Annotated in this window: 25 protein-coding genes; 13 read left to right on the plus strand and 12 right to left on the minus strand. The window is 31.4% G+C overall.

Annotation, left to right across the window (positions count from 1 at the left end):
- Nucleotides 1–27: 27 nt before the first annotated feature.
- The gene (locus B4E59_RS03015; RefSeq protein WP_221856850.1) at nucleotides 28–411 is read right to left on the minus strand and encodes a hypothetical protein; all 384 of its coding nucleotides are present in this window, start codon (nucleotides 409–411) and stop codon (nucleotides 28–30) included.
- A gap of 147 nt (nucleotides 412–558) precedes the next feature.
- Between B4E59_RS03015 and fabG the strand changes: the two genes are divergently transcribed.
- Together fabG and menD are read left to right on the plus strand one after the other, a co-directional pair.
- Entirely contained in the window at nucleotides 559–1,302 is a 744-nt protein-coding gene (fabG, locus tag B4E59_RS03020) for a 3-oxoacyl-[acyl-carrier-protein] reductase (RefSeq protein ID WP_038336119.1), read from the plus strand.
- A gap of 82 nt (nucleotides 1,303–1,384) precedes the next feature.
- Nucleotides 1,385–3,055 (plus strand): 2-succinyl-5-enolpyruvyl-6-hydroxy-3-cyclohexene-1-carboxylic-acid synthase, encoded by a 1,671-nt coding sequence (gene menD / locus B4E59_RS03025; protein ID WP_291051239.1) that lies wholly within the window; start codon nucleotides 1,385–1,387, stop codon nucleotides 3,053–3,055.
- Nucleotides 3,056–3,111: 56 nt separating this feature from the next.
- On the opposite strand, the gene B4E59_RS03030 is transcribed toward menD, so the two are convergent.
- A complete protein-coding gene (locus B4E59_RS03030; RefSeq protein ID WP_038336116.1) occupies nucleotides 3,112–3,483 on the minus strand; it encodes a hypothetical protein in 372 nt (123 codons plus the stop codon).
- Between the two features lie 10 nt (nucleotides 3,484–3,493).
- Nucleotides 3,494–4,150: a SanA/YdcF family protein gene (locus B4E59_RS03035; RefSeq protein ID WP_125349808.1), complete on the minus strand. Its 657-nt coding sequence runs from the start codon at nucleotides 4,148–4,150 to the stop codon at nucleotides 3,494–3,496.
- 157 nt (nucleotides 4,151–4,307) lie between these two features.
- Here B4E59_RS03035 and B4E59_RS03040 point away from each other — a divergent pair, with 157 nt between their 5' ends.
- Together B4E59_RS03040 and B4E59_RS03045 are read left to right on the plus strand one after the other, a co-directional pair.
- Nucleotides 4,308–4,910 carry a M64 family metallopeptidase gene (locus tag B4E59_RS03040; RefSeq protein ID WP_291051243.1) on the plus strand — a complete coding sequence of 201 codons (603 nt, stop codon included), beginning with the start codon at nucleotides 4,308–4,310 and terminating at the stop codon, nucleotides 4,908–4,910.
- 48 nt (nucleotides 4,911–4,958) lie between these two features.
- Complete coding sequence (locus B4E59_RS03045; protein ID WP_291051246.1) at nucleotides 4,959–6,014, plus strand: Ig-like domain-containing protein; 1,056 nt, start codon at nucleotides 4,959–4,961, stop codon at nucleotides 6,012–6,014.
- A gap of 49 nt (nucleotides 6,015–6,063) precedes the next feature.
- Here the strand turns inward: B4E59_RS03045 and efp are convergent, their stop codons facing one another.
- The 5 genes from efp to B4E59_RS03070 form a co-directional block, all read right to left on the minus strand.
- Nucleotides 6,064–6,630 carry an elongation factor P gene (gene efp, locus B4E59_RS03050; protein WP_038336113.1) on the minus strand — a complete coding sequence of 189 codons (567 nt, stop codon included), beginning with the start codon at nucleotides 6,628–6,630 and terminating at the stop codon, nucleotides 6,064–6,066.
- Nucleotides 6,631–6,649: 19 nt separating this feature from the next.
- Nucleotides 6,650–7,435 carry an acyl-ACP--UDP-N-acetylglucosamine O-acyltransferase gene (gene lpxA / locus B4E59_RS03055; RefSeq protein ID WP_115002092.1) on the minus strand — a complete coding sequence of 262 codons (786 nt, stop codon included), beginning with the start codon at nucleotides 7,433–7,435 and terminating at the stop codon, nucleotides 6,650–6,652.
- Between the two features lie 17 nt (nucleotides 7,436–7,452).
- Nucleotides 7,453–8,841 (minus strand): bifunctional UDP-3-O-[3-hydroxymyristoyl] N-acetylglucosamine deacetylase/3-hydroxyacyl-ACP dehydratase, encoded by a 1,389-nt coding sequence (locus B4E59_RS03060; RefSeq protein WP_038336111.1) that lies wholly within the window; start codon nucleotides 8,839–8,841, stop codon nucleotides 7,453–7,455.
- 6 nt (nucleotides 8,842–8,847) lie between these two features.
- Nucleotides 8,848–9,873 (minus strand): UDP-3-O-(3-hydroxymyristoyl)glucosamine N-acyltransferase, encoded by a 1,026-nt coding sequence (gene lpxD, locus B4E59_RS03065; RefSeq protein ID WP_115001039.1) that lies wholly within the window; start codon nucleotides 9,871–9,873, stop codon nucleotides 8,848–8,850.
- Between the two features lie 87 nt (nucleotides 9,874–9,960).
- Complete coding sequence (locus tag B4E59_RS03070; RefSeq protein ID WP_286496217.1) at nucleotides 9,961–11,151, minus strand: HD domain-containing protein; 1,191 nt, start codon at nucleotides 11,149–11,151, stop codon at nucleotides 9,961–9,963.
- A 276-nt stretch (nucleotides 11,152–11,427) separates the two neighbouring features.
- Here B4E59_RS03070 and porX point away from each other — a divergent pair, with 276 nt between their 5' ends.
- The 4 genes from porX to B4E59_RS03090 are packed head-to-tail and all read left to right on the plus strand — an operon-like array spanning nucleotide 11,428 to nucleotide 14,975.
- On the plus strand, nucleotides 11,428–12,981 hold the full coding sequence (porX, locus tag B4E59_RS03075; protein ID WP_219035100.1) for a T9SS response regulator signal transducer PorX: 1,554 nt from the start codon (nucleotides 11,428–11,430) through the stop codon (nucleotides 12,979–12,981).
- Nucleotides 12,982–13,386 carry a tRNA (adenosine(37)-N6)-threonylcarbamoyltransferase complex ATPase subunit type 1 TsaE gene (gene tsaE / locus B4E59_RS03080; RefSeq protein WP_219035101.1) on the plus strand — a complete coding sequence of 135 codons (405 nt, stop codon included), beginning with the start codon at nucleotides 12,982–12,984 and terminating at the stop codon, nucleotides 13,384–13,386. It abuts the gene before it with no gap.
- Between the two features lie 6 nt (nucleotides 13,387–13,392).
- Entirely contained in the window at nucleotides 13,393–14,598 is a 1,206-nt protein-coding gene (locus B4E59_RS03085; RefSeq protein WP_221856537.1) for an alanine dehydrogenase, read from the plus strand.
- Nucleotides 14,599–14,615: 17 nt separating this feature from the next.
- Entirely contained in the window at nucleotides 14,616–14,975 is a 360-nt protein-coding gene (locus B4E59_RS03090; RefSeq protein ID WP_147280013.1) for a hypothetical protein, read from the plus strand.
- 269 nt (nucleotides 14,976–15,244) lie between these two features.
- Here the strand turns inward: B4E59_RS03090 and B4E59_RS03095 are convergent, their stop codons facing one another.
- The 3 genes from B4E59_RS03095 to B4E59_RS03105 form a co-directional block, all read right to left on the minus strand.
- Nucleotides 15,245–16,480: a porin gene (locus B4E59_RS03095; RefSeq protein WP_286496216.1), complete on the minus strand. Its 1,236-nt coding sequence runs from the start codon at nucleotides 16,478–16,480 to the stop codon at nucleotides 15,245–15,247.
- A 71-nt stretch (nucleotides 16,481–16,551) separates the two neighbouring features.
- Nucleotides 16,552–17,082 carry a YqiA/YcfP family alpha/beta fold hydrolase gene (locus tag B4E59_RS03100; protein WP_219035345.1) on the minus strand — a complete coding sequence of 177 codons (531 nt, stop codon included), beginning with the start codon at nucleotides 17,080–17,082 and terminating at the stop codon, nucleotides 16,552–16,554.
- A gap of 146 nt (nucleotides 17,083–17,228) precedes the next feature.
- On the minus strand, nucleotides 17,229–20,105 hold the full coding sequence (locus tag B4E59_RS03105; protein WP_291048092.1) for an alpha/beta hydrolase family protein: 2,877 nt from the start codon (nucleotides 20,103–20,105) through the stop codon (nucleotides 17,229–17,231).
- A gap of 121 nt (nucleotides 20,106–20,226) precedes the next feature.
- Here B4E59_RS03105 and B4E59_RS03110 point away from each other — a divergent pair, with 121 nt between their 5' ends.
- The 4 genes from B4E59_RS03110 (at nucleotide 20,227) to B4E59_RS03125 (ending at nucleotide 23,198) form a co-directional block, all read left to right on the plus strand.
- Nucleotides 20,227–21,168, plus strand: a complete 942-nt coding sequence (locus B4E59_RS03110) for a DdPDE7 family 3',5'-cyclic-nucleotide phosphodiesterase (RefSeq protein WP_219035347.1) — start codon at nucleotides 20,227–20,229, stop codon at nucleotides 21,166–21,168.
- A gap of 149 nt (nucleotides 21,169–21,317) precedes the next feature.
- The gene (locus B4E59_RS03115) at nucleotides 21,318–21,470 is read left to right on the plus strand and encodes a hypothetical protein (protein ID WP_291051251.1); all 153 of its coding nucleotides are present in this window, start codon (nucleotides 21,318–21,320) and stop codon (nucleotides 21,468–21,470) included.
- Nucleotides 21,460–21,738 (plus strand): hypothetical protein, encoded by a 279-nt coding sequence (locus B4E59_RS03120; RefSeq protein ID WP_291051254.1) that lies wholly within the window; start codon nucleotides 21,460–21,462, stop codon nucleotides 21,736–21,738. Before B4E59_RS03115 ends, B4E59_RS03120 begins: the two co-directional genes overlap by 11 nt.
- A gap of 167 nt (nucleotides 21,739–21,905) precedes the next feature.
- Nucleotides 21,906–23,198, plus strand: coding sequence for a serine hydrolase domain-containing protein (locus tag B4E59_RS03125; protein ID WP_291048098.1), 1,293 nt, complete (start codon nucleotides 21,906–21,908; stop codon nucleotides 23,196–23,198).
- Nucleotides 23,199–23,250: 52 nt separating this feature from the next.
- Here the strand turns inward: B4E59_RS03125 and B4E59_RS03130 are convergent, their stop codons facing one another.
- Complete coding sequence (locus B4E59_RS03130) at nucleotides 23,251–24,072, minus strand: hypothetical protein (RefSeq protein WP_286496213.1); 822 nt, start codon at nucleotides 24,070–24,072, stop codon at nucleotides 23,251–23,253.
- Between the two features lie 609 nt (nucleotides 24,073–24,681).
- Between B4E59_RS03130 and B4E59_RS03135 the strand changes: the two genes are divergently transcribed.
- Nucleotides 24,682–25,007, plus strand: a 326-nt coding sequence (locus B4E59_RS03135; RefSeq protein ID WP_291048101.1) for a hypothetical protein, incomplete at its 3' end; no start/stop codon positions are given.

Below are 25,007 nucleotides of genomic sequence, written 5' to 3' on the forward strand. Positions count from 1 at the left end.
CATTTTTTCAGGACGTTACACTAAAAATTATCTTGTTGCATTCGCAGTCCAAGTTTTACCATCTTTTGTATAAAGAATAGTTAATTTTGAATTATCAATTCTAATGTAAGATAATTCTGTTGCCCCAACACTTACTAAAGTATTGTCTCCTTTTTTCTCGAACTCAACTCCGTTCAAATCTGGAATTTTATCAGAAAAAGCAAAATTATACTTTGTTCCACTTGCAATTTTAGTTACAAATACACTTCCATTATCAGCAGAAAGAGTATTATTTCCATCAACATAACTTATTTTTCCTTTATAAGTTCCTGCAAAGAAATCATTGTTTGCTGGATCATCATCATCGCTACAAGCCGTAAATACAAATAAGGCAAAAAATGTTACCGCTAAAAATTTCAATAGATTCTTCATGTTTTTATATTTTTAATTTGGTTATAACAATCAATATTTTCAATTATAATACCATAAAATGTTAAATAAAATTGATAAAGTATTTTTTTACATTTTTAACTCTCACAAAAAATCGTATTTTTGAAGCAATATATAATACCTATAAACATGAATTTATTGCAAGGTAAAACAGCAATCGTTACAGGCGCAACTCGCGGTATTGGAAAAAGTATTGCTGAAGTTTTTGTGAAAAATGGCGCTAACGTTGCCTTTACTTATGCTTCTTCTGTAGAAAAAGCAAAAGCTTTGGAAGAAGAATTGGGACAATTCGGTAAAGTAAAAGGATATCAATCTGATGCTTCTGATTACGAAGCTGCTCAAAAATTAGTGGAAGATGTAATTGCTGAGTTTGGTCAAGTTGATATTGTAATTAATAATGCTGGAATTACAAAAGATAATTTGTTGATGAGAATGTCTGCAGAAGATTTCGAAAAAGTAATTCAAACAAACTTAAATTCGGCTTTCAACTTAACAAAAGCAGTGATCAAACCAATGATGAAACAACGTTCTGGATCTATCGTGAACATGTCTTCTATTGTTGGAATCAAAGGAAATGCTGGGCAAGCAAATTATGCAGCATCTAAAGCTGGTTTAATTGGTTTCTCTAAATCTGTTGCATTAGAATTAGGTTCTCGTAATATTCGTTGTAATGCAATTGCACCAGGTTTCATCGAAACTGAAATGACAGAAGTTTTAGACCAAAAAGTTGTTGAAGAATGGCGTAATGGAATTCCATTAAAACGTGGAGGACAACCAGAAGACGTTGCAAATGCATGTTTATTCTTAGCGTCAGATTTATCAAGTTATGTAACAGGACAAGTTTTGAGTGTAGACGGAGGTTTACATACTTAATTCTTAAAAATATCATACTTTTTGAAAGGTTTTGTTTAGTAAATTTGCTAATCAAAACCTTTTATAATTTAAGACAACTACGTTGAGAAAAATATCAAATAAATTAAATGTTCAATTGATTGCTGAAACTTTTTTGGCTTTCGAAATTGATCATATCGTATTATCGCCAGGATCTCGAAACGGAGCATTAACAATGCAATTTGCGAATGACAAACGTTTCAAAACTTATAGTGTAATCGACGAACGTTCGGCAGGATTTGTCGCTTTGGGAATGGCACAGCAAATTCAGAAACCTGTTGTTGTTTGTTGTACTTCTGGTTCGGCAACGGCAAATTATTACCCAGCAATTACGGAAGCTTTTTTTCAAAATGTTCCTGTAATCGTGCTTTCTGCAGATCGTCCCGAGCATTTGGTTGATAATTTTGATGGACAAACCATTCGCCAAAAAGATATTTTTGAGAAACATTCAGTTCATAATGTACAACTTTCCGAAAGTGAAGAAACGGATGATTTAACGCGAAATATGTTGTTGACGAAATATGCGTTGATTGATTGTATGCACAAATCTGCGCCAATTCATATCAATATGCCTTTTTCTGAGCCTTTGTACGAATCTGTAACAACACCAGATATTGAAATTGATACAATTACAATTCCTGCAAAAGATTATCCAGAAATTGATGTAATTGATTTGATGAAACGTTGGAATGCTTCGACGCGTAAAATGATTTTGGTCGGATTACATCATCCTGATGCCAAATTTGATCATTTTGTAAAACAATTGGCGCAAGATGATTCGGTTGTTGTGTTAACAGAAGTAACATCAAATATTCATGATGAACGATTTTTCAATAAAATAGATCAAGTTATTTTCCCTTATTCGGAAGAAGAATTAGAAGCGTTGAAACCTGATATTTTATTGACAATTGGGCAAAATGTCGTTTCCAAAAAGATTAAAAAATTCTTACGTGATCAAAAGCCAACGCAACATTGGCATTTAGATGAATATTGGCAACCAGACACTTTCCAAGCATTAACAGATAAAATTGAGACGAAACCTGAATTGTTTCTAGAACAATTTGTTCCGTTTGTTAATCCAAAAGAATCAGAATATTACAACACATGGAATTCGATACGAGAAGCGAATAATATCAAACACAAAAATTACATCAATATGATTCCATTTTGTGATTTGAAAGCATTTGATTCCATTATTAGAAATTATCCTGAAAATTGGCAAATTCAGTACGGAAATTCAACCATTATTCGTTACGGATTATTGTATGATCACAACAATTCGAATCCTGTTTTTTGTAACCGCGGAACAAGTGGAATTGATGGCTCTACATCTACAGCGATTGGGGCTTGCATCGCTTTTGGTCAAAATACGGTGATGATTACGGGAGATATTTCGTTTTTCTATGATTCGAATGCGTTATGGAATGTAAACATGCCGAATAATTTCAGAATTATTTTGATCAATAATGGCGGAGGAAATATTTTCAAATTTATTCCTGGCCCATCTGAAACAGATGTTGTTGAAGATTATTTTGAAACAAAACATCATTTCACTGCCGAACATTTAGCTAAAATGTATGGTTTTGAATACCAAGTTGTTTCAAATTTAACTGATTTAGAAAATACTTTTGAAGATTTTTATGCAGAAAGTAATCGCCCGAAGATTTTAGAAATTGATACACGAAATTCTGCTAACGATGCTATTTTGAGAGGATATTTTAGTAGTTTGAAGTAAAAAATATTAAAGAGAAATCATTAGTTTGGTTTCTCTTTTTAATTCAAATAATTTTCCTAAAACATTTTCAAAAAGACACCTTCTATATAAATTCTATATAAACTAGGTTGGTATTCTCCGATTGAAATGATAACATAATACTCGGATGTTTCCTTTAAATACACATATAAATTCTCAGCGTTTCTGTAACTAGTCAAATCAACAATAAAATTATTTTTAATAATTCCTTTACAATGACTAATGATGGAAGTAAAAAGATTCTTCTCAATATTATTTTCTACAATATTTAACTCTACTAATTCTTCAAAATCAAAAGTAAAATCTAATTCATTATTTATTTTAAAATTGTGTTTACCATAAATAAAAATGCAATCAGAAGATTGAATTAGAAGCATTTTACTCATTATTTGCTTTATATCTTTATTCATTGAATAAAAATTAAATTATCTCAATTTTCTCTCCTAAAAACTTTGGTTGAACACCAAAAAAGCTATCAATAAAAACTTTCGTTCGAGCAAAATACTCGCGGATATTTGTTTTTAATCCAGCATGTTTATTGACATCTTTTGCACTGTAACCATACGCATTAATTCCGTTTTGACGTGCAATATAAACTGCTCGTTGATTGTGAAACTCTTGGGAAACTACAATAAATTCATTCTGACTAAAAATTTCCTTTGCACGAATCATAGAATCTAATGTTCTAAAACCTGCATAATCCAAATAAATCACATTTTCTGGAACTCCATTTTTTATTAAGGCTTGTTTCATTGCTTCAGGTTCGTTGTAGTTTTTTCGACCATGATCTCCACTCAAAATAAAGTACGTTACTTTTCCTGATTGATACAATTCTGTTGCAGCTTCTATACGATACGTAAAGTAATAATTTTGATAACCACTCACCAAATTTGGCGCTGTTCCCAATACAATCGCAACTTTGGTTTTAGGTAAAATCTCTAATTTATCTGTGACAAATTCTTCCGTTGAGTTTTCTATTTTATAATTTGCAAAAGCTGTGAACAAAAGACTTCCAATTCCTAAAATAAGTAAAGTATAAAAAGATTTTTTCAGAAACTTTTTGGTTTTGATTTTCATAGTTGGTTCAAGATTATTTCTTGTGTTAAAAATACAATATATTCTTCAGTTTTATAATGATTTAAGAACTCCTATCCGATAATAAATATTTAAAATCAAAATTTCATTAAAAAAATCTATCTTACTATATTGCGTATTATTTTTTCAAAATACAACTATGAGAACAAGATTATTTTTTCTAGCCACCACTCTATTTACAGTTTCAACTCTATCAGCACAAAAATTCGAAATTGATACCTTACAATATCAGGGAAGTGATAAAAACATTATCAACCTTGTTGTTTTAGCAGATGGTTATACAAAAGACGAATTAAAATATTATAAAGAAGATGCAAAACGATTTACAGACTATTTTTTCAAAACGGAACCATTAAGTCAATATATCAATTATTTTAATGTATTTGTTATAAATAGTATTTCTGAGGAATCTGGTGCAATTCACCCATATTCTACCAAAGAATGTCCCACAGAAAAAGTAGATTGGGATCAGTTACCTGAACGTTATAATAAATTTGTAAAGAAATATGAAGTTCCGAAAACTAATCCAAATACAATTTTCGGAAGTAGTTTTGATATTTCTGGAATTCATCGTTTAGTTGTTCCAACGAAAAATGAAAAGGTATTACAAGTTCTGAAAGATAATATTCCCAATTATAGTCAAGTTGTAATTCTTGTTAATTCTCCTTTTTATGGTGGTTCTGGAGGAGAATTTGCGACGACAACAGTTAATTTTAAAAGTAATGATATCGCTGTTCACTAAATTGGACATTCGTTTGCAAAATTATCAGACGAATATTGGTCTGGTCCGTTGTATACGGTTCCTGGTCCAAATAAAACACAGAATATACAAGATGTTCCTTGGAAAAATTGGATTGGGACAAATGGAATTGGAATTTATGCATATGGCGAAAAAGATGCAAGAGCACAATGGTTTCGTCCGCACGAATTCTGTAAAATGCAATATTTAATCGCGCCTTTTTGTAATGTTTGTCAAGAAGAATTTATTGAAGTAATTCATCAAAAAACAAATCCAATTATTTCTACAAAACCCGCTGTTGATACTCCTGTTAACACAGAAAACATGAATGCTTTTACTCTTAATTTAGTAAAACCAGTTCCAAATACCCTGAAAGTAAAATGGATTTTGAATAATAAATTGATTGCAGAAAATTTAGATTCTATTCATCTAAACAAAGGTCAATTCAACTTAGAAAAAAATATTTTAAGAGCTGAAGTGACGGATACAACGCAATTAGTAAGAAAAGAAAATCATGCGAATCATATGTACACAACGCAATGGGAAATTACAAAACCTAATAATGAGAGTTTAACTCCACCAGTTTTGACATGGGGTGAAAAACAAGAAAGTTGTTACAATGAACATCAGGCACTAACGGTGAAAAATCCAGAAGCAAAAGTTGAATATTTTTGGTATGATGAGCTAAATTCTACTCAACCATTTGTAAAAGGAAGCAATATTATTAGTCCAACTATTACTGAGAATAAGACTTATTATGTTGAAAGTAATTGGAACAACAAAAAATCTGAACGAAAAGCAATTCAAATTACTGTTTTAGAAAAAATTAATTTTTCTGAAAAAGTTAGTATCAAACAGAATAAAAAAGACGGAACGATTATACTTACTTTAAAAAATACTGACGATAAGAAATATAAATTCGAATGGTTGGATGAAGATGGAAATAGAATCTATAATTTCGATCCAAAAGAGAATAAAACGGTTTATAAAGGGAGTGATTCATCATCTATCACAATCAAAAATGAATTCTTAGGTTCTACAATTTTTGTCAAGAAAATAGATAAAGAAACGACATGCTCTAGCGAAAAAGTTACAATAAAATTGTAATAAAAAAAGCGACCAAAAGGTCGCTTTTTTTATCTATATTTCAGAATAATTATTCTTTAATACGTTCTACATAAGAACCATCTTCTGTGTTGATTTTTACTTTATCACCTTCGTTGATGAATAAAGGAACACGGATTTCAGCACCAGTTTCTGTCGTTGCAGGTTTTGTAGCATTTGTAGCTGTATCACCTTTAAGACCTGGCTCTGTGTATGTAATTTCCATTACAACTGTAGTTGGTAACTCAGCTGCTAAAGCTGTTTCATCAGAAGCACGGAACAAGATTTTTACTTCGTCACCAGCTTTCATAAATTGTGAATTATCAATCAAATCTTTGTTTAAATAAACTTGAGAGAAATCATCATTATTCATGAAGTGGAAACCATTATCATCTTCATATAAATATTGGTAGTTACGTGTTTCTACACGAACTTCTTCAATTTTATGACCAGCAGAGAATGTATTGTCTAATACTTTTCCGTTAGTTAATGATTTTAATTTTGTACGAACGAAAGCAGGTCCTTTACCTGGTTTTACGTGTAAAAATTCGATAATTTTATACGTATCATTATTAAAAATAATACATAAACCTTTTCTGATATCAGAAGTTGTCGCCATTTATTCTATTGTTATTTTATTAAACTCCCGAGCTATATCCTTTCATAATTCCACGATCACTTGTATTGATAAAATCAAGGATCACTTCACGATAATGTGAATCTGGGAATTTTTCTAAGATTTGTTCTACAGCCTGAGATACGTTATTTTTTTGTTGATATAAAATTCTGTAAATACCTTGAATTTCGAAGATTTCTTCTGATGTAAAACCTTTTCTTCTCAATCCAATTGCATTAACTCCCGCATAAGCAACAGGATTTTTTGCAGCTTTAACATACGGAGGAACATCTTTACGAATTTGTGTCGCACCAGCTACAAAAGCATGTTCTCCAATTTTTGTAAATTGATGAACTGCACTATAACCACCAATAAAAGCGAAATCTCCAACTTCTATATGTCCTGCTAAACCAACCGCATTTACGATTACGACATTATTTCCTACAACACAATCGTGCGCGATATGTGCAGTTGCCATAATCAAACAATTGTCACCAATTTTAGTATAACCTAATGCATTAGTTCCTTTGTTTACAGTAACGCATTCACGAATTGTTGTATTGTCACCAATATATGTTAAAGTTTTTTCACCTTCGTACTTCAAATCTTGAGGCTCACCAGAAATTACCGTACCTGGATAAATTTTACAATTTTTTCCAATACGTGCTCCTGACATAATTGTTACATTAGGACCAATCCATGTTCCATCACCAATTTCTACATCTTCGTAAACAGAAGAGAAAGGGCTGATTGTAACATTTTCACCTATTATTGCAGTTGGATGAACATATGCCATCGGATGATTCATAACTTCCATTTCTTTAATTATTCTTTTGTAATAACTGCCATCATTTCTGCTTCCACAGCAATTTGATTGTTTACATATCCAATTCCTTGCATATGAACAATTCCTCTTCTAATTGGTTCAACCAACTCTAATTTAAACACCAATGTATCACCTGGAATAATTTTGCGTTTAAATTTAGCACTTTCAATTTTCATGAAATAAGTTGAATAATCTTGAGGATTTTCTAATTCTCCTAAAATCAATAACCCTCCTAATTGTGCCATTGCTTCAATTTGCAATACACCTGGCATAACAGGTTCTTTAGGAAAATGTCCAACAAAGAAAGGCTCGTTCATCGTTACATTTTTCACGCCGATTAAACCTGTTGCACTTTTAGAAATTACCTTGTCAATCAATAAGAATGGTGGACGATGTGGTAATAACTTCATGATATCATTAATATCATAAACTGGTTCTGCTGTCAAATCAAATTCTGGCACTTTATTGCGTTGCGCTAATTTAATTTGTTTGCTTAATTTCTTTGCAAAATTTGTATTGGTATGATGTCCAGGCTTTGTTGCAATAATTTTAGCCTTCAATTTTTTACCTACTAAAGCCAAATCTCCCACAACATCTAATAATTTGTGACGTGCAGCTTCATTTGGATAGTGTAAAGTCAAGTGATCCAAGATTCCATTCGGACGAATAGAAACATCATCTCTATTGAACGCTTTACATAATTTTTCTTTTGTTTCTGGCGTAATTTCTTTGTCAACATAAACAATTGCATTGTCTAAATCTCCACCTTTTACTAAACCAGCTTCCAACAATTGCTCTAACTCATGTAAGAAACAAAATGTTCTTGCTTGAGAGATATCTTGTTTGAAGTTTTTGATAGATGTTAAAGTTGCATTTTGAGTTCCCAAAACTTTCGTTCCGAAATCTACCATTGCTGTAACTTGGTATTCATCTGCAGGAATCGCCGTGATTTCTGATCCTGTTTCTGGATCTACATACGTTACAATTTCTTTAATTCTATAATATTCTCTGTCTTTATCTTGCTCTACAATTCCAGCAGATTCTATTGCTTCAACGAAAAAACGAGAAGAACCGTCCATAATTGGTGGTTCCGCATTGTCAATTTCAATGTAACAATTATCAATATCCATACCTACCAAAGCTGCCAAAACGTGCTCTGTTGTATGTACTTTAACTCCTTTCTTCTCTAAAGTTGTTCCTCTGGCTGTACTCACAACATACTGTGCATCAGCTTCTACTTGAGGTTGACCTTCTAAATCTGTTCTAACAAATACAAATCCTGTATCTGGTTCGGCTGGTCTAAATGTTAAGGTAACAAATTTACCTGTATGTAAGCCAACACCTTTTAGAACGGCTTCATTCGCTAAAGTTTTTTGTTTATCAGACATTAACTTTTACTTTTGTTTGTTCTCTTTTTCTAATTTATCGATTCGTTTCACAATTTCTGGAAACTTTCTAAAATGTACATACGATTTTCTAAAGCTTGACGCTTCGATTGCTGGCGAACCATACAATTGCGTTTTACTTTCTACATCACCATTAATACCACTCTGAGCTTGTACTTGTACAAAATCTCCGATTGTCAAATGACCTGCGATACCAACTTGACCTCCAATCATACAATTACGTCCAATTTTTGTAGATCCTGCTACTCCACTTTGCGAAGCAATAACAGTATTCTCTCCAATTTGAACGTTGTGAGCAATTTGAATTTGGTTATCTAATTTTACTCCTTTACGAATAATTGTAGATCCCATTGTTGCTCTATCTATTGTTGATCCTGCTCCAATTTCGACATTATCTTCAATCAAAACATTTCCTATTTGAGGAATTTTTTCGAAAGAACCATCTGGATTTGGCGCAAAACCGAAACCATCAGCACCAATCACAACATTAGAATGAATGATACAATTTTGACCAATTTCACACTCTTCATACACTTGTACGCCTGAATGTAAAACGGTATTATCACCAATCTTAGCATGATCGCCAATCGTTACATTTGGATATATTTTTACATTATTCCCAATCGAAACATTAGCTCCAATATAAGAAAAACTTCCAACATATACATTATCTCCTAGTTGCGCAGTAGAATTTACTTTCGTATATTCTTCTATTCCAACTTTATTATTTTTTATCGTATTGTAATACTGCAACAGCTTTGTAAAGGCTTGATATGCATCTTCAACCACAATCAATGTAGACGAAATAGAATCTGTTGCCACAAAATCCTTACTCACAATCACAATAGAAGCGTTTGTTGTATAGATAAAATGCTCGTATTTCGGATTAGCCAAAAACGAAATCGAACCTTCTTTTCCTTCCTCTATCTTCGATAATGTGGAAACCTCTACATTTGCATCACCTGTTACGGTTCCTTGCAATAATTGCGCAATCTCTGCAGCTTTAAATTTCATAGTCTGCAAAACTAATAATTATTCTTAAATTTATAAAATGATTATTTAAGTTATTTAACTTTTTTGTCAAATTCTTCAAATCGATATTTAAACGCTATGGTAATGATATTTTGTAATTTCTTGTTGCAAAAATTGCGTTAACAAACTTTTTTCTGAACTCGAAATTTCTTTTACCTCACCATTTTTATATAAAACCTTTATTGGACTTTTTGATTTTTCGTACGGAACAATTTTTATCGTTGTTTGTTCCACAAAATAACTTGCATCATCAATTCCTAAAGCATTTTCTACTCTATTTTTTTCAACCAAAATTTCTTCTTCGGATAATTTTGTATCCATCAAATATGATTTTGGTAATGTACGCTGAATGATATTTTTTGATAATTTACTCAAAATTAAATCATCATGAAACTGCCATTCTTTTATCGCTGATAAAACATCCGAGTCGTCCAAACGTGTGAAAATTTCTAAACCTTCTTTCGATAAACTTCCAACTTCATTTTCTTTTAAAAAGTATTTAAAAGCAAACGTTGCAAAAAGATTTTCTCCCGTTTTTGTCAATTCTTTCGCTCTTCTCAAAACGCTAATCAAAAAATTCTCTGCTGTAAACGATTTCTTATGCATATACACTTGCATGTACATAAACATACGCGCCATCAAAAATTTCTCGACCGACGAAATTCCCTTTGCTTCTATCACCAACTCATCATTCGAGACATTCATCATTGAGATAATTCGTTCCGGATTGATATTTCCTTCTACCACTCCTGTGTAAAAACTATCGCGCTTCAAATAATCCATGCGATCGCAATCCAACTGACTCGAAACTAATTGTGACAAGAACTTTTTCGGATAATTTCCTTTAAAAATTTGAATAGCTAGAGCTAATCGATTATCAAAAATTTGATTCAATTCTTCCATCAAACGAAGCGAAACTTCTTCGTGATGCGAACCATTAATTATAGAATGTTCAAGAGAATGAGAAAAAGGTCCGTGTCCCAAATCATGCAATAAAATCGCGATTAAAGCTCCATTTTCTTCTTCTGGAGTAATGTCGACGTTTTTTCTTTTGAGAATATTTAAGGCTTTTTGCATCAAATGCATACAACCTAAAGCGTGATGAAAACGAGAATGTCTCGCTCCTGGATAAACCATTTCTGTTAATCCAGTTTGCGTAATTCTACGAAGTCGCTGAAAATATGGATGTTGAATAATCTGATAAATAAGCTCGTTTGGAATCGTAATAAATCCATGAACTGGATCATTTACTATCTTCAACTTATTATTGTTTAATGGATTCAAACGTACTGTTTTGTCGGCAAAGATAAGAATTTTTACTCATTCAGAACGTTACTTTTTTGATTAAGAATGGTTTTTATAAAATATTTTAGATAAAAATCATTTTTGGAATTATTTATGCTAAATAATCATCGCAAATTTTGGGAAAACTACAATTTTGTTTAACATACAATTTTGATTTTAACATTTCCGTAATCGCTATATTTGGAATAATTCTAAAAGTAGAAATCAATATAAAAAATAAAAATATAACAAATGGCTATAAAAATTTTATGGATTGATGATGAAATCGATTTATTGAAACCACACCAGCTTTTTTTAGAGAAGAAAGGATACGATACAACAATGATAAATAATGCGACTGATGCATTAGAAGAAATAGAAAAAGAGAGCTTTGCAGCGGTTTTAATCGACGAAAATATGCCCGGTTTGAGCGGATTGGAAGCTTTACCAAAAATTAAAGAATTGCGTCCAAATCTTCCTGTTATTATGGTCACAAAAAGTGAGGAAGAACATATCATGGAAGATGCAATTGGCTCACATATAGCAGATTATTTAATTAAACCGGTTAATCCAAATCAGATTTTATTGAGTTTGAAAAAGATTTTGGACGCATCGAAAATTATTTCTGAAAAAACAGTGATTAATTATCAACAGGAATTCAGAAATATCACAATGGATATGATGAATGCACGCGATTTTGAAGATTGGCAAGAGATTTATAAAAAATTAGTTTTTTGGGAACTTGAACTTGAAAATATCGAAGATACAGCACTTTCTCAAATCATCGAAAATCAGAAAAGTGAAGCAAATGCAGCTTTCTTCAAATTTATAGAACGTAATTACGAAGATTGGTTGCACGACGACGAAGATCGTCCCGTTTTATCACATACAATTTTCAATCAATTGGTTCGACCTCATCTTGGAAAAGATAAAAATGTTTTATTGATTATGGTGGATAATTTACGCTACGATCAATGGAAAGTTATTGAGCCAATTTTCAATCGTTATTATAATTCAGAAGCCGAAAATTTATATTATAGTATTTTACCTTCGGCAACGCAATATGCTAGAAATGCGTTCTTTTCGGGTTTAATGCCGTTGGAAATTGAGAAAAAATATCCTGAATATTGGTTGAATGATACCGATGAAGGAAATAAAAATATGTACGAAAAAGAATTGTTAGGAGAACAATTAAAACGTCTTGGTTTTGGCGATTTATCGTATAATTATTTTAAAATTTTAAATTCTGATTTCGAGAAAAAAATTGCAGATGATTTTAATAATTACAAAAAGAATAATTTGAATGTAATTGTCTATAACTTTATCGATATTCTTTCGCATGCGAAAACAGACAACAAAATTGTTGGAGAAATTATTCGTGATGATAAAACGTATCGTTCGATCACAAAACATTGGTTTGAAAATTCATATTTAATGGAAATTGTGAAAAAAGCGGCGCAAGAAAAAATGAAAATTATTGTAACAACCGATCACGGAACAATTTACGTAAAAGAGCCTACGAAGGTAATTGGCGACAAAGAAGCGAGTACAAATTTGCGTTATAAATTGGGGAAACAATTGCAATACGATCCAAAAGATGTTTTGGCGGTTGAGCAACCAGAAAAATTCCTTTTACCTAAGGTTAATGTTACGTCAAAGTATATCTTTGCAAAAGAAAATTTATTTTTAACGTATCCAAAAAATTACAATCATTTCGTTAATTATTACAAAAACACTTACCAACACGGTGGAATTTCGTTGGAGGAAATAATTATCCCAATGGTTGTTTTAACACCAAAAAATTAAATGGAATTTATCATCAATAATTTAGACGAATTACCTGAAGTTGCTCAAAAAATAATCGATCAACTTCAGCATAAATTAATCACTTTCGAAGGAGAAATGGGAGCTGGAAAAACAACTTTTATCAAAGAGTTTGTAAAAGCTTTGGGAACAAATGATGAAGTTTCGAGCCCGACTTTTTCGATTGTAAATGAATATGAAACAGATAAAGGAAAAGTTTATCATTTCGATTTTTATCGTCTAAATCATGAAGATGAAGCCTTAGATTTTGGGATTGAAGAATATTTATATTCTAATCAATATTGTTTAATGGAATGGCCAAATAAAATTGCTAACTTTATACCAGATGAGCACCACACAATTACATTGAAAAATGTAGATGGCGTTCGTCATTTAAATTTTAGTTAATAGTATATGGACGGAAAAAATATTTTCACGCCTTTTTCTCAGGAAGATCTTATTCCTCAACCCGAGCGTTTAGAGATTCCTCATAAGAAAGAACGCTTTGATATTGGAATTCCAAAAGAAACAAATAATCAAGAAAAAAGAATTTGTCTTTCTCCTGATGCAGTCGAAATTTTAGTCAATAATGGACATCAAGTTACGATAGAAACCGGAGCAGGAGAAAGTGCAAATTATTCAGATAAAGAATATTCGGAAGCTGGTGCGCAAATTTCTTACAATACGCAAGCTGTTTTCGAGAAACCTATTATTCTAAAAGTTGGTCCACTTACTTTAGATGAAATTGATTGGGTAAAACCAAATGCTTTGATTATTTCATCTGTCCCTACAAATACTTTAAGACGCGAATATTTTCAGAAATTAATTACAAAACGTGTGAATGCGGTTGGATTTGAATTTATTCGTGATGAACAAAATCATTTACCAGTTGTTCGTTTATTAAGTGAAATTGCTGGAACAACAGCAATTTTGGTCGCAAGTGAATTGATGTCTTCTACAAACGGAGGAAACGGAATTTTGATGGGTGGCGTAACAGGTGTTCGACCAACAGAAGTTGTGATTCTTGGAGCTGGAACGGTTGCAGAAAATGCGACAAGAACAGCTTTAGGTTTAGGTGCTTCGGTTCGTGTTTTTGATAATTCATTAACGAGATTAAGACGATTACAACAAAATATAGGACAACGAGTTTCTACTTCTACATTAGATCCAAAAGAATTAGGAAAAGCTTTGCGACGTTGCGATTTAGCAATCGGTGCACTTCGCGGAGAAACGCGTACACCTTGTGTTGTAACTGAGATGATGGTACAAAATATGAAAGCTGGCGCTGTAATTATTGATGTGAGCATTGATCAAGGTGGATGTTTCGAAACATCTGAATTAACAACTCACGATCATCCGATCATTATTAAGAATGATATAATTCATTATGCAGTTTCTAACATCACTTCTCGCGTCGCACGCACCTCTACCAAAGCGTTGAGCAATTATTTCTTGTCGTATTTATTCCAAATTTCTGAAGAATCTGGTTTTTCGAATGTAGTACAATCGGATAAAACTATAAGAAATGGCGTATATTTGTACAAAGGAAGAATTGTAAAAAAGAACTTATGTGATTGGTTTGATTTACCATTTCACGACATTAATTTATTGATCATATGACGTTTACGCAAAGATTTATGAAGTATTTGATGGGAGTTGGAATTGGGTTAGTTTTCGTCGCTATGGCGTTTGGACCTCGTGCTTTCTCATGTAATTACTTTCCAAATGCAAGAGTTTTGGATGAAGCTTTTTCAAAAAGATTAGCTATTTCACCAGAAGCTCAAGCATTTTTAAAAGCAGAAAATTTAGATTCGACATTCTTGAAAAAAGAATTATTCAAAAGAAGTAAAGTTGATTTTGATCACTCGAAAAAAGATCAAGTTCCTTGTAGAGAATATTTGGCAAACTATAAAAGCAAAGACAATACAAAGGATTATGATTTTGTATTAGAAATTTGCAAAGAAGATTCAAAATTAGTTTCCATCAAAAAGAAATAAAACAAAAAACCACTTCAATTGAAGTGGTTTTTTGTTTTATAATTAATTTATAAATTTCAAAATTGCTAAAACAATTACGAAGATTAATATTGCGACAATAATTACATCTTTAAATTGCACTTTTTTAGTTCCGAACTCTACATTTCGGTTTAAACTTTTTCTTTTTTTATTGGATTGCATAGGTTGATATTTGACTGCAAATTTATTAAATATTATCAAATATCAAACCTTTATTTTATTCTAAAATATTTAATTTACAATAAGATATCTTAAATCCCAATTTCTATCTGAAAACGCGCGTACCAGTTGTTTTTCTTTTCTAAATTATAGAATTTTTGTTGTTCATACGTAAATTCTGCTTGTAATTTGAAAGCATGTTCCCAAATATATTTTGTCAAACCTAATGTGTATTGATTTGTATTCGGTGTAAACTCAAAAATTTCTTTATCTACTGTTTGAGTTGAATAACGTCCTATCACCTCCCAGTGTTTCGGGAATGTGTATGAACCTTGAAAATCCATTCCTTCTCCATTATAGATATAATTAAAATCAGAAATATCTGTAGGGTTATAAAATAACACATTATCAGAATTACGATTCATATAAGAATACATCAAATTCCATCCACGATATTTTAACATCACATCCAAAAACAATGATTTTATATTAGCTGTTCCTCCACCTACAATATCATCTCCTAACATTCCTGCTGTTCTATGTGCTCTATCATTGTAACTATAAGCTCCCGAAATCATCAATTTTGGTGTTTGTTCGTGAACTAAATCACCTTCATAATTACTTCCACCTTTTGTAAATTCTCCAAGTGGAAACAACTCAACTTTTCCTGTATAAGCTAAACCAGTATCCTTAAAACTTGTCCAATTTCGCCCTTCACCAGTAGAAATAGCTCCTCTCAAAATATAAGAGAATTTTTCTTGATTTCTTTTATTGTATAAGACTTGAAATCCAAAATCGCGATCGATATTAAAATCTGCATTATTGATAGATCGATCCGTTAATTGTAATGCTCCAGAAGAATTAACACGTTGTCTATTTCCTGGAAGTTTTGTTTGACCAAATCCTAAACTCCAATGTTTATTTGGGTAATAGAAAATCATCGCATCACGAATAATATTTGTATTCTTACCCTCTTCTGCTTTTCCTACATCACCTGCTGCAAAAGATAATTGCATCGAATAACCAAATTTTGGATCTCCGATATATCCATCAAAACGCAATCTTAAACGACGAATTTGTCCATCAATATTATCTTCTTCTCCATCATTATGATTATAACTAATGCGATTTTGCATACGAAATCTAATATTGACCTGATAAAGACTATCTGGAGAAGTAATTCCCAATCCGTTACCATAGCTGTAATAAGGCGACATCATATTCTTAAAATCCTGTACAGTTTTCTTTTTAGATTCTGTAGAATCTTTTACTTGCGCATACGAACTGATTGAAAATACAATAAGTATTAATATTAAAAATTGCCTCATGTTTATTTATTTATTTCTTGATTCGTGTGCAAAAATGCAGTTAATAAAATTAAATAATTGTAATGCGTAAATTAAATTAACGTTAACAATGACTCGAAGTTACGTATTCGATGATTGTCATCAATTTCTATGATTTCGATTTGTTGTGGAAAGATATTTTGTTGAATTTCAAAGAAAGTTTTTAGTTTTTCAAAATCCAAAACTTCGTCATGTACAGAAAGAAAAACCGTTGTATTTTCGAAACGATTCATATCCACTAAATATTGCGAAAGATTTTCTGGAAAATTATTTTCGACTTTCATCGACACATCAACCAAAGGATTTAACAAAATTAATTCACTCGATTTTCCATTTTCCTTTAATTTTTGTTGCAATTGCCAACCAAAATTCCCTCCAGTAGAACTTCCTATAATTGCCAAATCATTTACCAAACCTTTTAAATGTTCGTAAGCTTCAAATAAAATAGTTGCAATATTGTCCTCCGTTTTCCATTCAATACAAATAGCTGAAGGATAATTTTTTAGAATAGTTTTGAATTTGGTTGAATTTGCCGAACTATTTAGTCCATGGATATAAACAATTTGTCGATTATTAGTATTCATATTCAGTGCAATTATCCCTCTAAATTAAAACTTTTTCAAGAAGTTAATTATACATGAAATGTAAATTTAACAATATAATTGTGTTGTAAGAAATTCTTTTGACAAAAAAAGCGACCAAATTGGTCGCTTTTAAATATTTACTATAATTATTTCTCTAGATCAAATCCCCAATCAATACCTTTATTAATTGCAGAAACACCTTCTGTCATCCATTTCGGAGCAGGTTTATCTTTCAGATAATGATCAAAAAATTGAACTTGACGTTGTTGAATATCATTTTTATTCGCACGTTTTATCAAGTTATGATCATCTCCGTTATAATTTAACATCCAAACTGGTTTTTGTAAACGACGCAATGCCATAAACATTTCAATTCCTTGATACCAAGGAACAGCACCGTCTTCGTCGTTATGCATGATTACAACTGGCGTCGTAACTTTTGGCATATTAAACAAAGGCGAATTTTCGATATATAATTCCGGCGCTTCCCACAAGGTTTTACCGATTCTACTTTGCGTTTGTTCGTACTGAAATTGACGACTCATACCCGTCCCCCAACGAATTCCACCATAAGCAGAAGTCATATTAACAACAGGCGCACCCGTCCAAGCAGCAGCATACATATTGGTTGCAGTGATCAAATGTGCAACTTGGTAACCTCCCCAACTTTGTCCTTGTATAGCGATTTTACTTCCATTTACCCACGTATTTTTCTTCAACGCTTCTACTCCAGAATTGATATAATCTTCGGCAGATTTACCAGGATGACCAATTGTATATGAAATATCTGGTGTAAACACAATGTAATCGTTACTTACAAAATATGTGTGATTAATACGAGAAGGCGTTGGCGCAGGCGCTTGATAACGATTCAAATTATCCGAAAGTTTTTCGTAGAAGTAAACAATCATCGGATATTTTTTATTTGGATCAAAATTCTCTGGTTTATACACAACTCCTGTTGCATCTTTACCTGAATACGTTTTCCACGTTACCAACTCACCATTCCCCCATAAATAATCTTTTTGTTGCGGATTGATTGCAGATATCTTTTTCTCATCTTTAAAATTTGTTGAAACATAAACATCAGGCGAATTTCGGAACGATTCTTTTGTATAAATAAATTCGTTGGCATTCAACGCTTTCTTCATTTTTTGCGTTCCCCAAGTATTCGACATGACAACTTCTTCAGGATTTTTTGCTTTCGAAATGATTGTTTGATAAACCCCTGATTGTTTATTCTGATTATTAAAAGCACCTAAATAAACTAAATTATCTCGATTAATTGTTTTAATATCATCATTTAATTGATTGATATCAAACGTAATATTATGTTTACGACCGAAACCATTTGTCATATTTTCTGGACGACGTTTTCCAACCAAATCAAACTCCCAAATATCATATCGATCTTTGATTAAAACCGTTTCGTCATTATCAGTAAAATAGGCAACTCCATATTCTTGCGCTAAAGTTGGTGAATCATTTTCTTCGTCATAAAATTTCACTTTCAGCTTTTTATTCAGAACTTTTGTTTCCTTTGTTTCGATATTATAGCTCGACCATAATCCATTTTCGGCATTATAAAAAACAGCAAATTTTCCATTCGGCGACATTTCCACTTTTCCAGCCAAAGCTTTTGCAAATAATTCACGCTCTCCCGTTTTCGTATTAATGATATAATAATCTTTACGACCTGTTACATCCCAATTCAAGCTTAATCGATAGGCATTATCAGAAGTTCCTAAAGCAAAATTTGAATTTCCTTCGTTCAAAATCTCGACTTGATTCATATCCAAATCCGCTAATTGTGTCACTTTTACAGGATTCGATAAATCAATCACAGATAGGTACGAACGTTTTTTCTCTCGCTCAAGATTCTTCAATTGTTGTGGTTGAATAAAATCGTCTTTGTAACTCCAAACATCCACTTTTGCATGATCATCAGCAATCAAAGTTGTGTCTTTTTCTGCTAATTTCGGCATCAAACCAATGAACAAAGAATTTCCATCTTTGCTAAATTTTGGTTGACGATTTTCTGAAACTTGCCAATCTTTTTTCAATCCTAACAATTCAGATTTCCTGATTTGTTGCGGATTATTTGTTGTAGAATAATATAAATAATATGTTTTATTTTCCTTTTTCTCTTCGTCAGAAGTTCCAACAAAAGCGACTTTATTTGCTAATTCATCAAACGCAAATTGTTTAAAATCACCAATTGTATCTACCAATTGTTTTTGAACAAACGTTGCTGTATTCACTAAGAAAACACCATATTTAGTTTTATCTAAACTATCTTTTTTCTCTTGTTTAGTCGAAAAAATTAATTGCTTACCATTCTCGCTAAACTCATAATTCATCACATTTTTGAATGATTTTCTCTGACCTGAAATCAAATTTCTCAACACCAATTCTAACGGCGTATCTTTCTTATCTTTTCCAGCTGATTTTGCAACTTTATCCTTCGTTTTTGTAGAATCTGACTTGTCTTTTTTATCATTCTTCGTTTCTTCTTTTTCTAATAAATAAGCTAAAAGAGAACCTCCTTTTTTCGGTGTTTTGAATGATTTTATATTTGGTAATTTCTCGACTTGATTTGTTGCAAGATTTAATATTCCGATTGAATCTTTAGCAATTTCATGTTCCTTTTTCTTTTTGATTCGAACCAATTTCAAATCTTTGTAAAAAGGTCGAATTTTAAAAACGGCAAATTTAGAATCTGCTGTAAAAACACTTTGTTCACCACGATGAAAACTTAGATTTTTATCTGTTTTCAAACCAAAAAAGTTCAATGTATTATCGCTTTCTTGTGCATATACTTGATAAGCAACCCACGAACCATTATTTGATAATTCTTTCATTCCGATTGATTGCCATTCATCAAAAACAGTCAAATCAAGAGGTTTCTTTTGCGCATCAACATTCGTTGCCAATAAAGCAATTGCAGCTGCATACATTGCTTTTTTCATCATCAGTTGAGTCGCATAATTTTTCAATATTTTAGTAGATAATTTCGATTTCATTCTAACTAATTTTTATGCGTTAATTTTTAAAGAAATGTGAAAATACTAAAGTTTTTAGAAACTATGGGGATATTTTAGTTTAATAATACTTTTCAGTTGTATTTTTGTTAAAATTCTTTTTATGAAAAAATATCTATTAAGTATTGGATTCGGAATTTCGATGATTGCATCAGCACAAAATATTCAGATTGTTCCACTTGGTGTTTATGGAGGTAGCAATGAAAGCAATCTTTCATCTTATTTGATTGGTGAAGAAACAACAAACAGCTATTTAGCATTGGATGCAGGAACAATTCTTTCTGGAATCAATAAAGCAATAGAGAAAGGTACTTTTGAAGAACAAAACAATAAAATTCTGAAAAACTATATCAAAGGATATTTTATTTCACATGGACATTTGGATCATCTTTCTGGGATGATTATTAATTCTCCAGAAGATTCTAACAAGCCTATTTATGGTATTTCTGAAACAATTTCAGTTTTAAAAAATAAATATTTTACCAATGATGCTTGGGCAAATTTTGCCAATGAAGGTGAATCGCCAATTTTGAATAAATATTACTACAAATACGCAGAAATAGGAATACCTTTCACAATAGAAGGTACTAATTTCACAGGAACTATTTACGAATTGAGTCATGTAAACCCTTTAAAAAGTTCAGCAATATTAGTCGAAAATGGTTCAAATGCAGTCTTATATTTTGGTGATACAGGAGCTGATCGTATCGAAAAAACTCAAAACTTATCAACTATTTGGAAAGCAATTTCACCTAAAATTAAATCAGGAAAATTAAAAACAATGATGTTAGAAGTTTCTTTTCCGAATTCTCAACCCGAAAAATTATTATTTGGTCATTTAACCCCAAAATTAATGAACGAAGAATTAGGCGAATTAGCGAAAGAAGTTGGAAAAAGTAGGTTGAAAGGTTTAACAATTATCGTTACTCATATCAAGCCAAAAGATGATTATGAGCAAAAAATTAAAGACGAATTGTTAAAAGATAATCCATATAACATCAATTATATTTTCCCTCAACAAGGTGAAAGAATAACTCTTAAATAAATAATAAATACGAATTTATCATTTAAAGACAAAATAATTTTCAACTATTTATTTTAGTCGGTCAATTTTTATTATTTTGATAAATTAGCACTATTGATTTTTCATTTATTCGAATGGCTATTTTACATTTGAATAAACCATAAGAAAAAATGATCGCGCAAATAGGAGAAATTTTATTAATCGACAACCAACAATATATTATAGCCGAACAACCATTACATCATTATTTTAGAGAATTAAATCATCCACCTTATTTTACTCCACCTTCGCCAACATGCTGGAGAGGATATTATGAGAAATGACGAATTGTTTTTGATTAATTTCAGAGGATATTTGGATGGTTTGGATGAAGTTGAATTGAATTATTTGTTTCCGAGAAGAGAAGAAGTTTTTGCGAGCTGGTATTCTGGAATCATTAAAATCTCACAAGGAAAATTATTACAATTTAACCAATTGACACATACATCAATTTATGAAGAAGATTTAATGTTGTGTTTTGAAAACGGAAAACTAATCGATTATATCGTTCATAGTAATTGCACAAATTCTGAACGAGAAGTTGAGATCTAATCAATCGAATACTTCAAAACTTGTCGGTGAATTCGTCTTGTTATTTGACCTTATTATTCTTTCGAATTCACCGATTTTTAATAAAATAAAGTTTAAAATGGTTTTCGTAAATTTGAGAAGCAAGCTTCTCCTCTACTTCATTTATCAACCAAATAGATAGTACAACTATGAAAAAAATATTAGTTTGTTTAATTTTAGTGATGACGCAAATGAATTATGGACAACAATTCTTGACTGCAGAGCAATCGGATCCAAAGAATTTTAATTGGATGAAAGGGTTTCCACCTGCAAAAGAAGATATTTTGTCCGCTATAGATGGTAGCTTTTTTAACTTTCCGGCTTTGCGTTACAGCGTTTGTCATATGCGCGAGTTTTTCCCAACTGTAAATGTTGCTTCGGCACAAGAAAACAGATATACTTGGGCAACTAAATTGGATCAATCTATCGATAATGTGACTTTTACTCCTTTAGAAACTAAAGAAACTATGACATGGAAAGAATCTTTGCAAAAAAATTATACCGATGGAATTATTGTTTTACACAAAGGCGCTATTGTTTATGAGAATTACTTTGGAGAACTAAACAAAAACGGAACTCATACCTTGATGTCGGTTAGTAAAACCTTAACGGGTACATTGGGCGGAATGTTAGTTGCCGAAGGTATTCTAGATGAGAATAAAAAATGTAGTGATTATATTCCTGAATTGAAAACCTCAGCTTTTGGTGATGCTACGATTCGTCAAGTTTTGGACATGACCACAGCTTTACAGTATAGTGAAGATTACAGCGATCCGAATGCAGAAGTGTGGGCTTTTTCGGCTGCTGGAAATCCTTTTCCTAAACCTGCTAATTATAATGGACCTACAAATTATTATGATTATCTAAAAACAGTCAAGAAAAATGGTAAACATGGCGAAGCTTTTGGTTATAAAACAGTGAATACTGATGTGATGGGTTGGATTATTACAAAAGTATTGAATAAACCTTTGGCTCAAATTCTATCTGAAAAATTTTGGCAACCGTTGGGAACTAACTTTGATGGATATTACCAGATTGATGGTGCTGGAATTGCTTTTGCAGGAGGTGGATTTAATGCAAACCTTAGAGATTTGGCAATGTTTGGAGAAATGATAAGAAACAATGGTTACTTTAATAATCATCAAATTTTGCCTAAAAAATTGGTTGACGAAATAAAAAAAGGAGGAAATCAAAAAGCTTTTGCAAAGGCAGATTATAAACTTCTAAAAGGCTGGAGCTACAAAGATATGTGGTGGGTAACCAATAATGAGCATCAAGCATTTATGGCGCGTGGCGTTCATGGTCAAGCGATCTATGTTGATCCAAAAGCGGAAATGGTTATTGTGCGATTTGCTTCCAATCCGGTTGCATCGAATAGTGCGAACGACCCGTATTCGTTACCAGCTTATCATGCTGTTGCAAAATATTTATTGACTAAATAACAAAAAGCTCAACTAATGTTGAGCTTTTATTTTATATGATAATTTGTTCGAATTAATCTTCTGATTCTTCTACTTCCGATTGTAAGCCTTCTCCAAATTCACTTAAAGCAGAATTTAATGAAATCTCTGTACAATACTTAGATCCTAAATCTAATCCTTTTTGTAAAAACTCTTCCGCTTTTTCCTTTTCTCCTGTAAAATAGTAATACGTATAAAATAATCCGTATCCATCTGGATTTCCTAAATCAATCACACGTTGTGCTAATTGCTGTAACTCTTTATTTGGTTTTAATTTCAACTCTTCTGTTGCACTTAATGTTTCGAAAACACCACCAGATTGTTCAGCAAATTTATAGGCAAAAACTACTTTACAACTTTCATCAAAACCTTCTTTACACAGTTTTGCATTTGCAGCTTCATTTTCTTTTAATTTTTTAGTTAAACTTTCTTCATCAAAATCAAACAAATAGGTTGCATTATTTTTAAAATTAATATCATAATTCTCTGCCATCCAATTTGCACGTTGTGCTAATTTAGAATCTGATTGAGGTTTATTTTCGAAAGATTTCAAATTTGATTTATACACTTTTTTATCCACCCAATCTGAAATTCCTTTTAATTGATTTTTCTCTTTTTTGAAGATAAAAACCGTTTTTTCGACAAATATTATAACCGAATCATTGCGTTCTGTAAATTCGTAACCAACCTCATCAAATTCACCGATTGTTACTCTTCCTTTTCCATCAAATTTCAATGGATTATATAATTCATCTTTTGCTTTTGTTGTAAAAACGCCTTCTAACGTATTAGTCGCTTGTTGAGCAAAAAGTGCTGACACCATAAAGAATGTTGTCAATAAAAATAGTTTTTTCATTTTTTAGAAAGTCTCAATTAATATTACGCCAAAAATAAACGTTTTAATTCGTCTAAAACTCACTAATTATAGTTAAAAATAAATTTCTTTGTTATCAACCAAGGACTCGGATAAGGTAAAACACACCTATTTATAATCAACCGAGGACTCGGGTAAGTTAAAACACATCTGTTTAGAATAAAAACGTCGCACAATAACTAAGCTTTCGTCTTGCCCAGAGGGCATGAGATGGAAGCCTGTTGAACGGAACCGAAGTTAGCTTTTAATTCTTATGGAGTTATCGAAGTTTAGTTTTAAGCTATATAAGCAGTATTTTATATGATTACTGCTTTTTTTTATGCTTACGTAGAATGCGAAGTAGTGAAAACCTTAGTTTTTAAAATAGTATATACTCCACAAAAAAAGCTCCTCTCAGGAGCTTTTTGGGTTATGCAACGTTATTTATATATTCTTTTTTGACAATTAGTAAAAGAAAACACGAGCAAAAGTGGGAGAAAATTTGTAGGATTGTAGTTTTACAATAAGGGGTTTGATTGTGATTTTTTGGTATATTTGAGTGTAAAAAAAAATATTATTAACTATTTTAAAAGTAAATAAAATCAAGATTTAATGACTAATACAATAAAAACAAATTGGAAAACAACTGATTTTCGTTTTGTAGCTTTTTTAGATATATTAGGTTTCAAAGATAGTATTATGAGAAATACTCATGATGAAATTTATTCTAGATTAACCTCTATTAACAAATTCAAAAAAAGTATAGAAAAAACAAATTATAGTACTCATCTTGATGGATGCTATAGTGATACTGAAGTGTATATCGTTAACTTCTCTGATTCAATTGTTATCTTCTCTAAAAATGATGATAAATATAATTTTGAATATTTCCTTATTATGGTCAGATATTTATTTGGGTGTAATCTTCCCCTTGTTAA

It is taken from the genome of Empedobacter sp. UBA2044 (assembly GCF_002333005.1).
GTDB lineage: Bacteria > Bacteroidota > Bacteroidia > Flavobacteriales > Weeksellaceae > Empedobacter > Empedobacter falsenii_B.

Coding starts and splice junctions, on each gene's coding strand:
- tsaE (WP_219035101.1), top strand. CDS start 12,982: ATGGAATTTATCATCAATAATTTAGACGAATTACCTGAAGTTGCTCAA.
- efp (WP_038336113.1), bottom strand. CDS start 6,630: ATGGCGACAACTTCTGATATCAGAAAAGGTTTATGTATTATTTTTAAT.
- B4E59_RS03130 (WP_286496213.1), bottom strand. CDS start 24,072: ATGAAAAAACTATTTTTATTGACAACATTCTTTATGGTGTCAGCACTT.
- fabG (WP_038336119.1), top strand. CDS start 559: ATGAATTTATTGCAAGGTAAAACAGCAATCGTTACAGGCGCAACTCGC.
- porX (WP_219035100.1), top strand. CDS start 11,428: ATGGCTATAAAAATTTTATGGATTGATGATGAAATCGATTTATTGAAA.
- B4E59_RS03085 (WP_221856537.1), top strand. CDS start 13,393: ATGGACGGAAAAAATATTTTCACGCCTTTTTCTCAGGAAGATCTTATT.
- B4E59_RS03040 (WP_291051243.1), top strand. CDS start 4,308: ATGAGAACAAGATTATTTTTTCTAGCCACCACTCTATTTACAGTTTCA.
- B4E59_RS03090 (WP_147280013.1), top strand. CDS start 14,616: ATGAAGTATTTGATGGGAGTTGGAATTGGGTTAGTTTTCGTCGCTATG.
- B4E59_RS03100 (WP_219035345.1), bottom strand. CDS start 17,082: ATGAATACTAATAATCGACAAATTGTTTATATCCATGGACTAAATAGT.
- B4E59_RS03060 (WP_038336111.1), bottom strand. CDS start 8,841: ATGTCTGATAAACAAAAAACTTTAGCGAATGAAGCCGTTCTAAAAGGT.
- lpxD (WP_115001039.1), bottom strand. CDS start 9,873: ATGAAATTTAAAGCTGCAGAGATTGCGCAATTATTGCAAGGAACCGTA.
- B4E59_RS03120 (WP_291051254.1), top strand. CDS start 21,460: ATGAGAAATGACGAATTGTTTTTGATTAATTTCAGAGGATATTTGGAT.
- B4E59_RS03125 (WP_291048098.1), top strand. CDS start 21,906: ATGAAAAAAATATTAGTTTGTTTAATTTTAGTGATGACGCAAATGAAT.
- B4E59_RS03035 (WP_125349808.1), bottom strand. CDS start 4,150: ATGAAAATCAAAACCAAAAAGTTTCTGAAAAAATCTTTTTATACTTTA.
- B4E59_RS03095 (WP_286496216.1), bottom strand. CDS start 16,480: ATGAGGCAATTTTTAATATTAATACTTATTGTATTTTCAATCAGTTCG.
- B4E59_RS03030 (WP_038336116.1), bottom strand. CDS start 3,483: ATGAATAAAGATATAAAGCAAATAATGAGTAAAATGCTTCTAATTCAA.
- B4E59_RS03015 (WP_221856850.1), bottom strand. CDS start 411: ATGAAGAATCTATTGAAATTTTTAGCGGTAACATTTTTTGCCTTATTT.
- B4E59_RS03115 (WP_291051251.1), top strand. CDS start 21,318: ATGATCGCGCAAATAGGAGAAATTTTATTAATCGACAACCAACAATAT.
- lpxA (WP_115002092.1), bottom strand. CDS start 7,435: ATGAATCATCCGATGGCATATGTTCATCCAACTGCAATAATAGGTGAA.
- B4E59_RS03105 (WP_291048092.1), bottom strand. CDS start 20,105: ATGAAATCGAAATTATCTACTAAAATATTGAAAAATTATGCGACTCAA.
- B4E59_RS03110 (WP_219035347.1), top strand. CDS start 20,227: ATGAAAAAATATCTATTAAGTATTGGATTCGGAATTTCGATGATTGCA.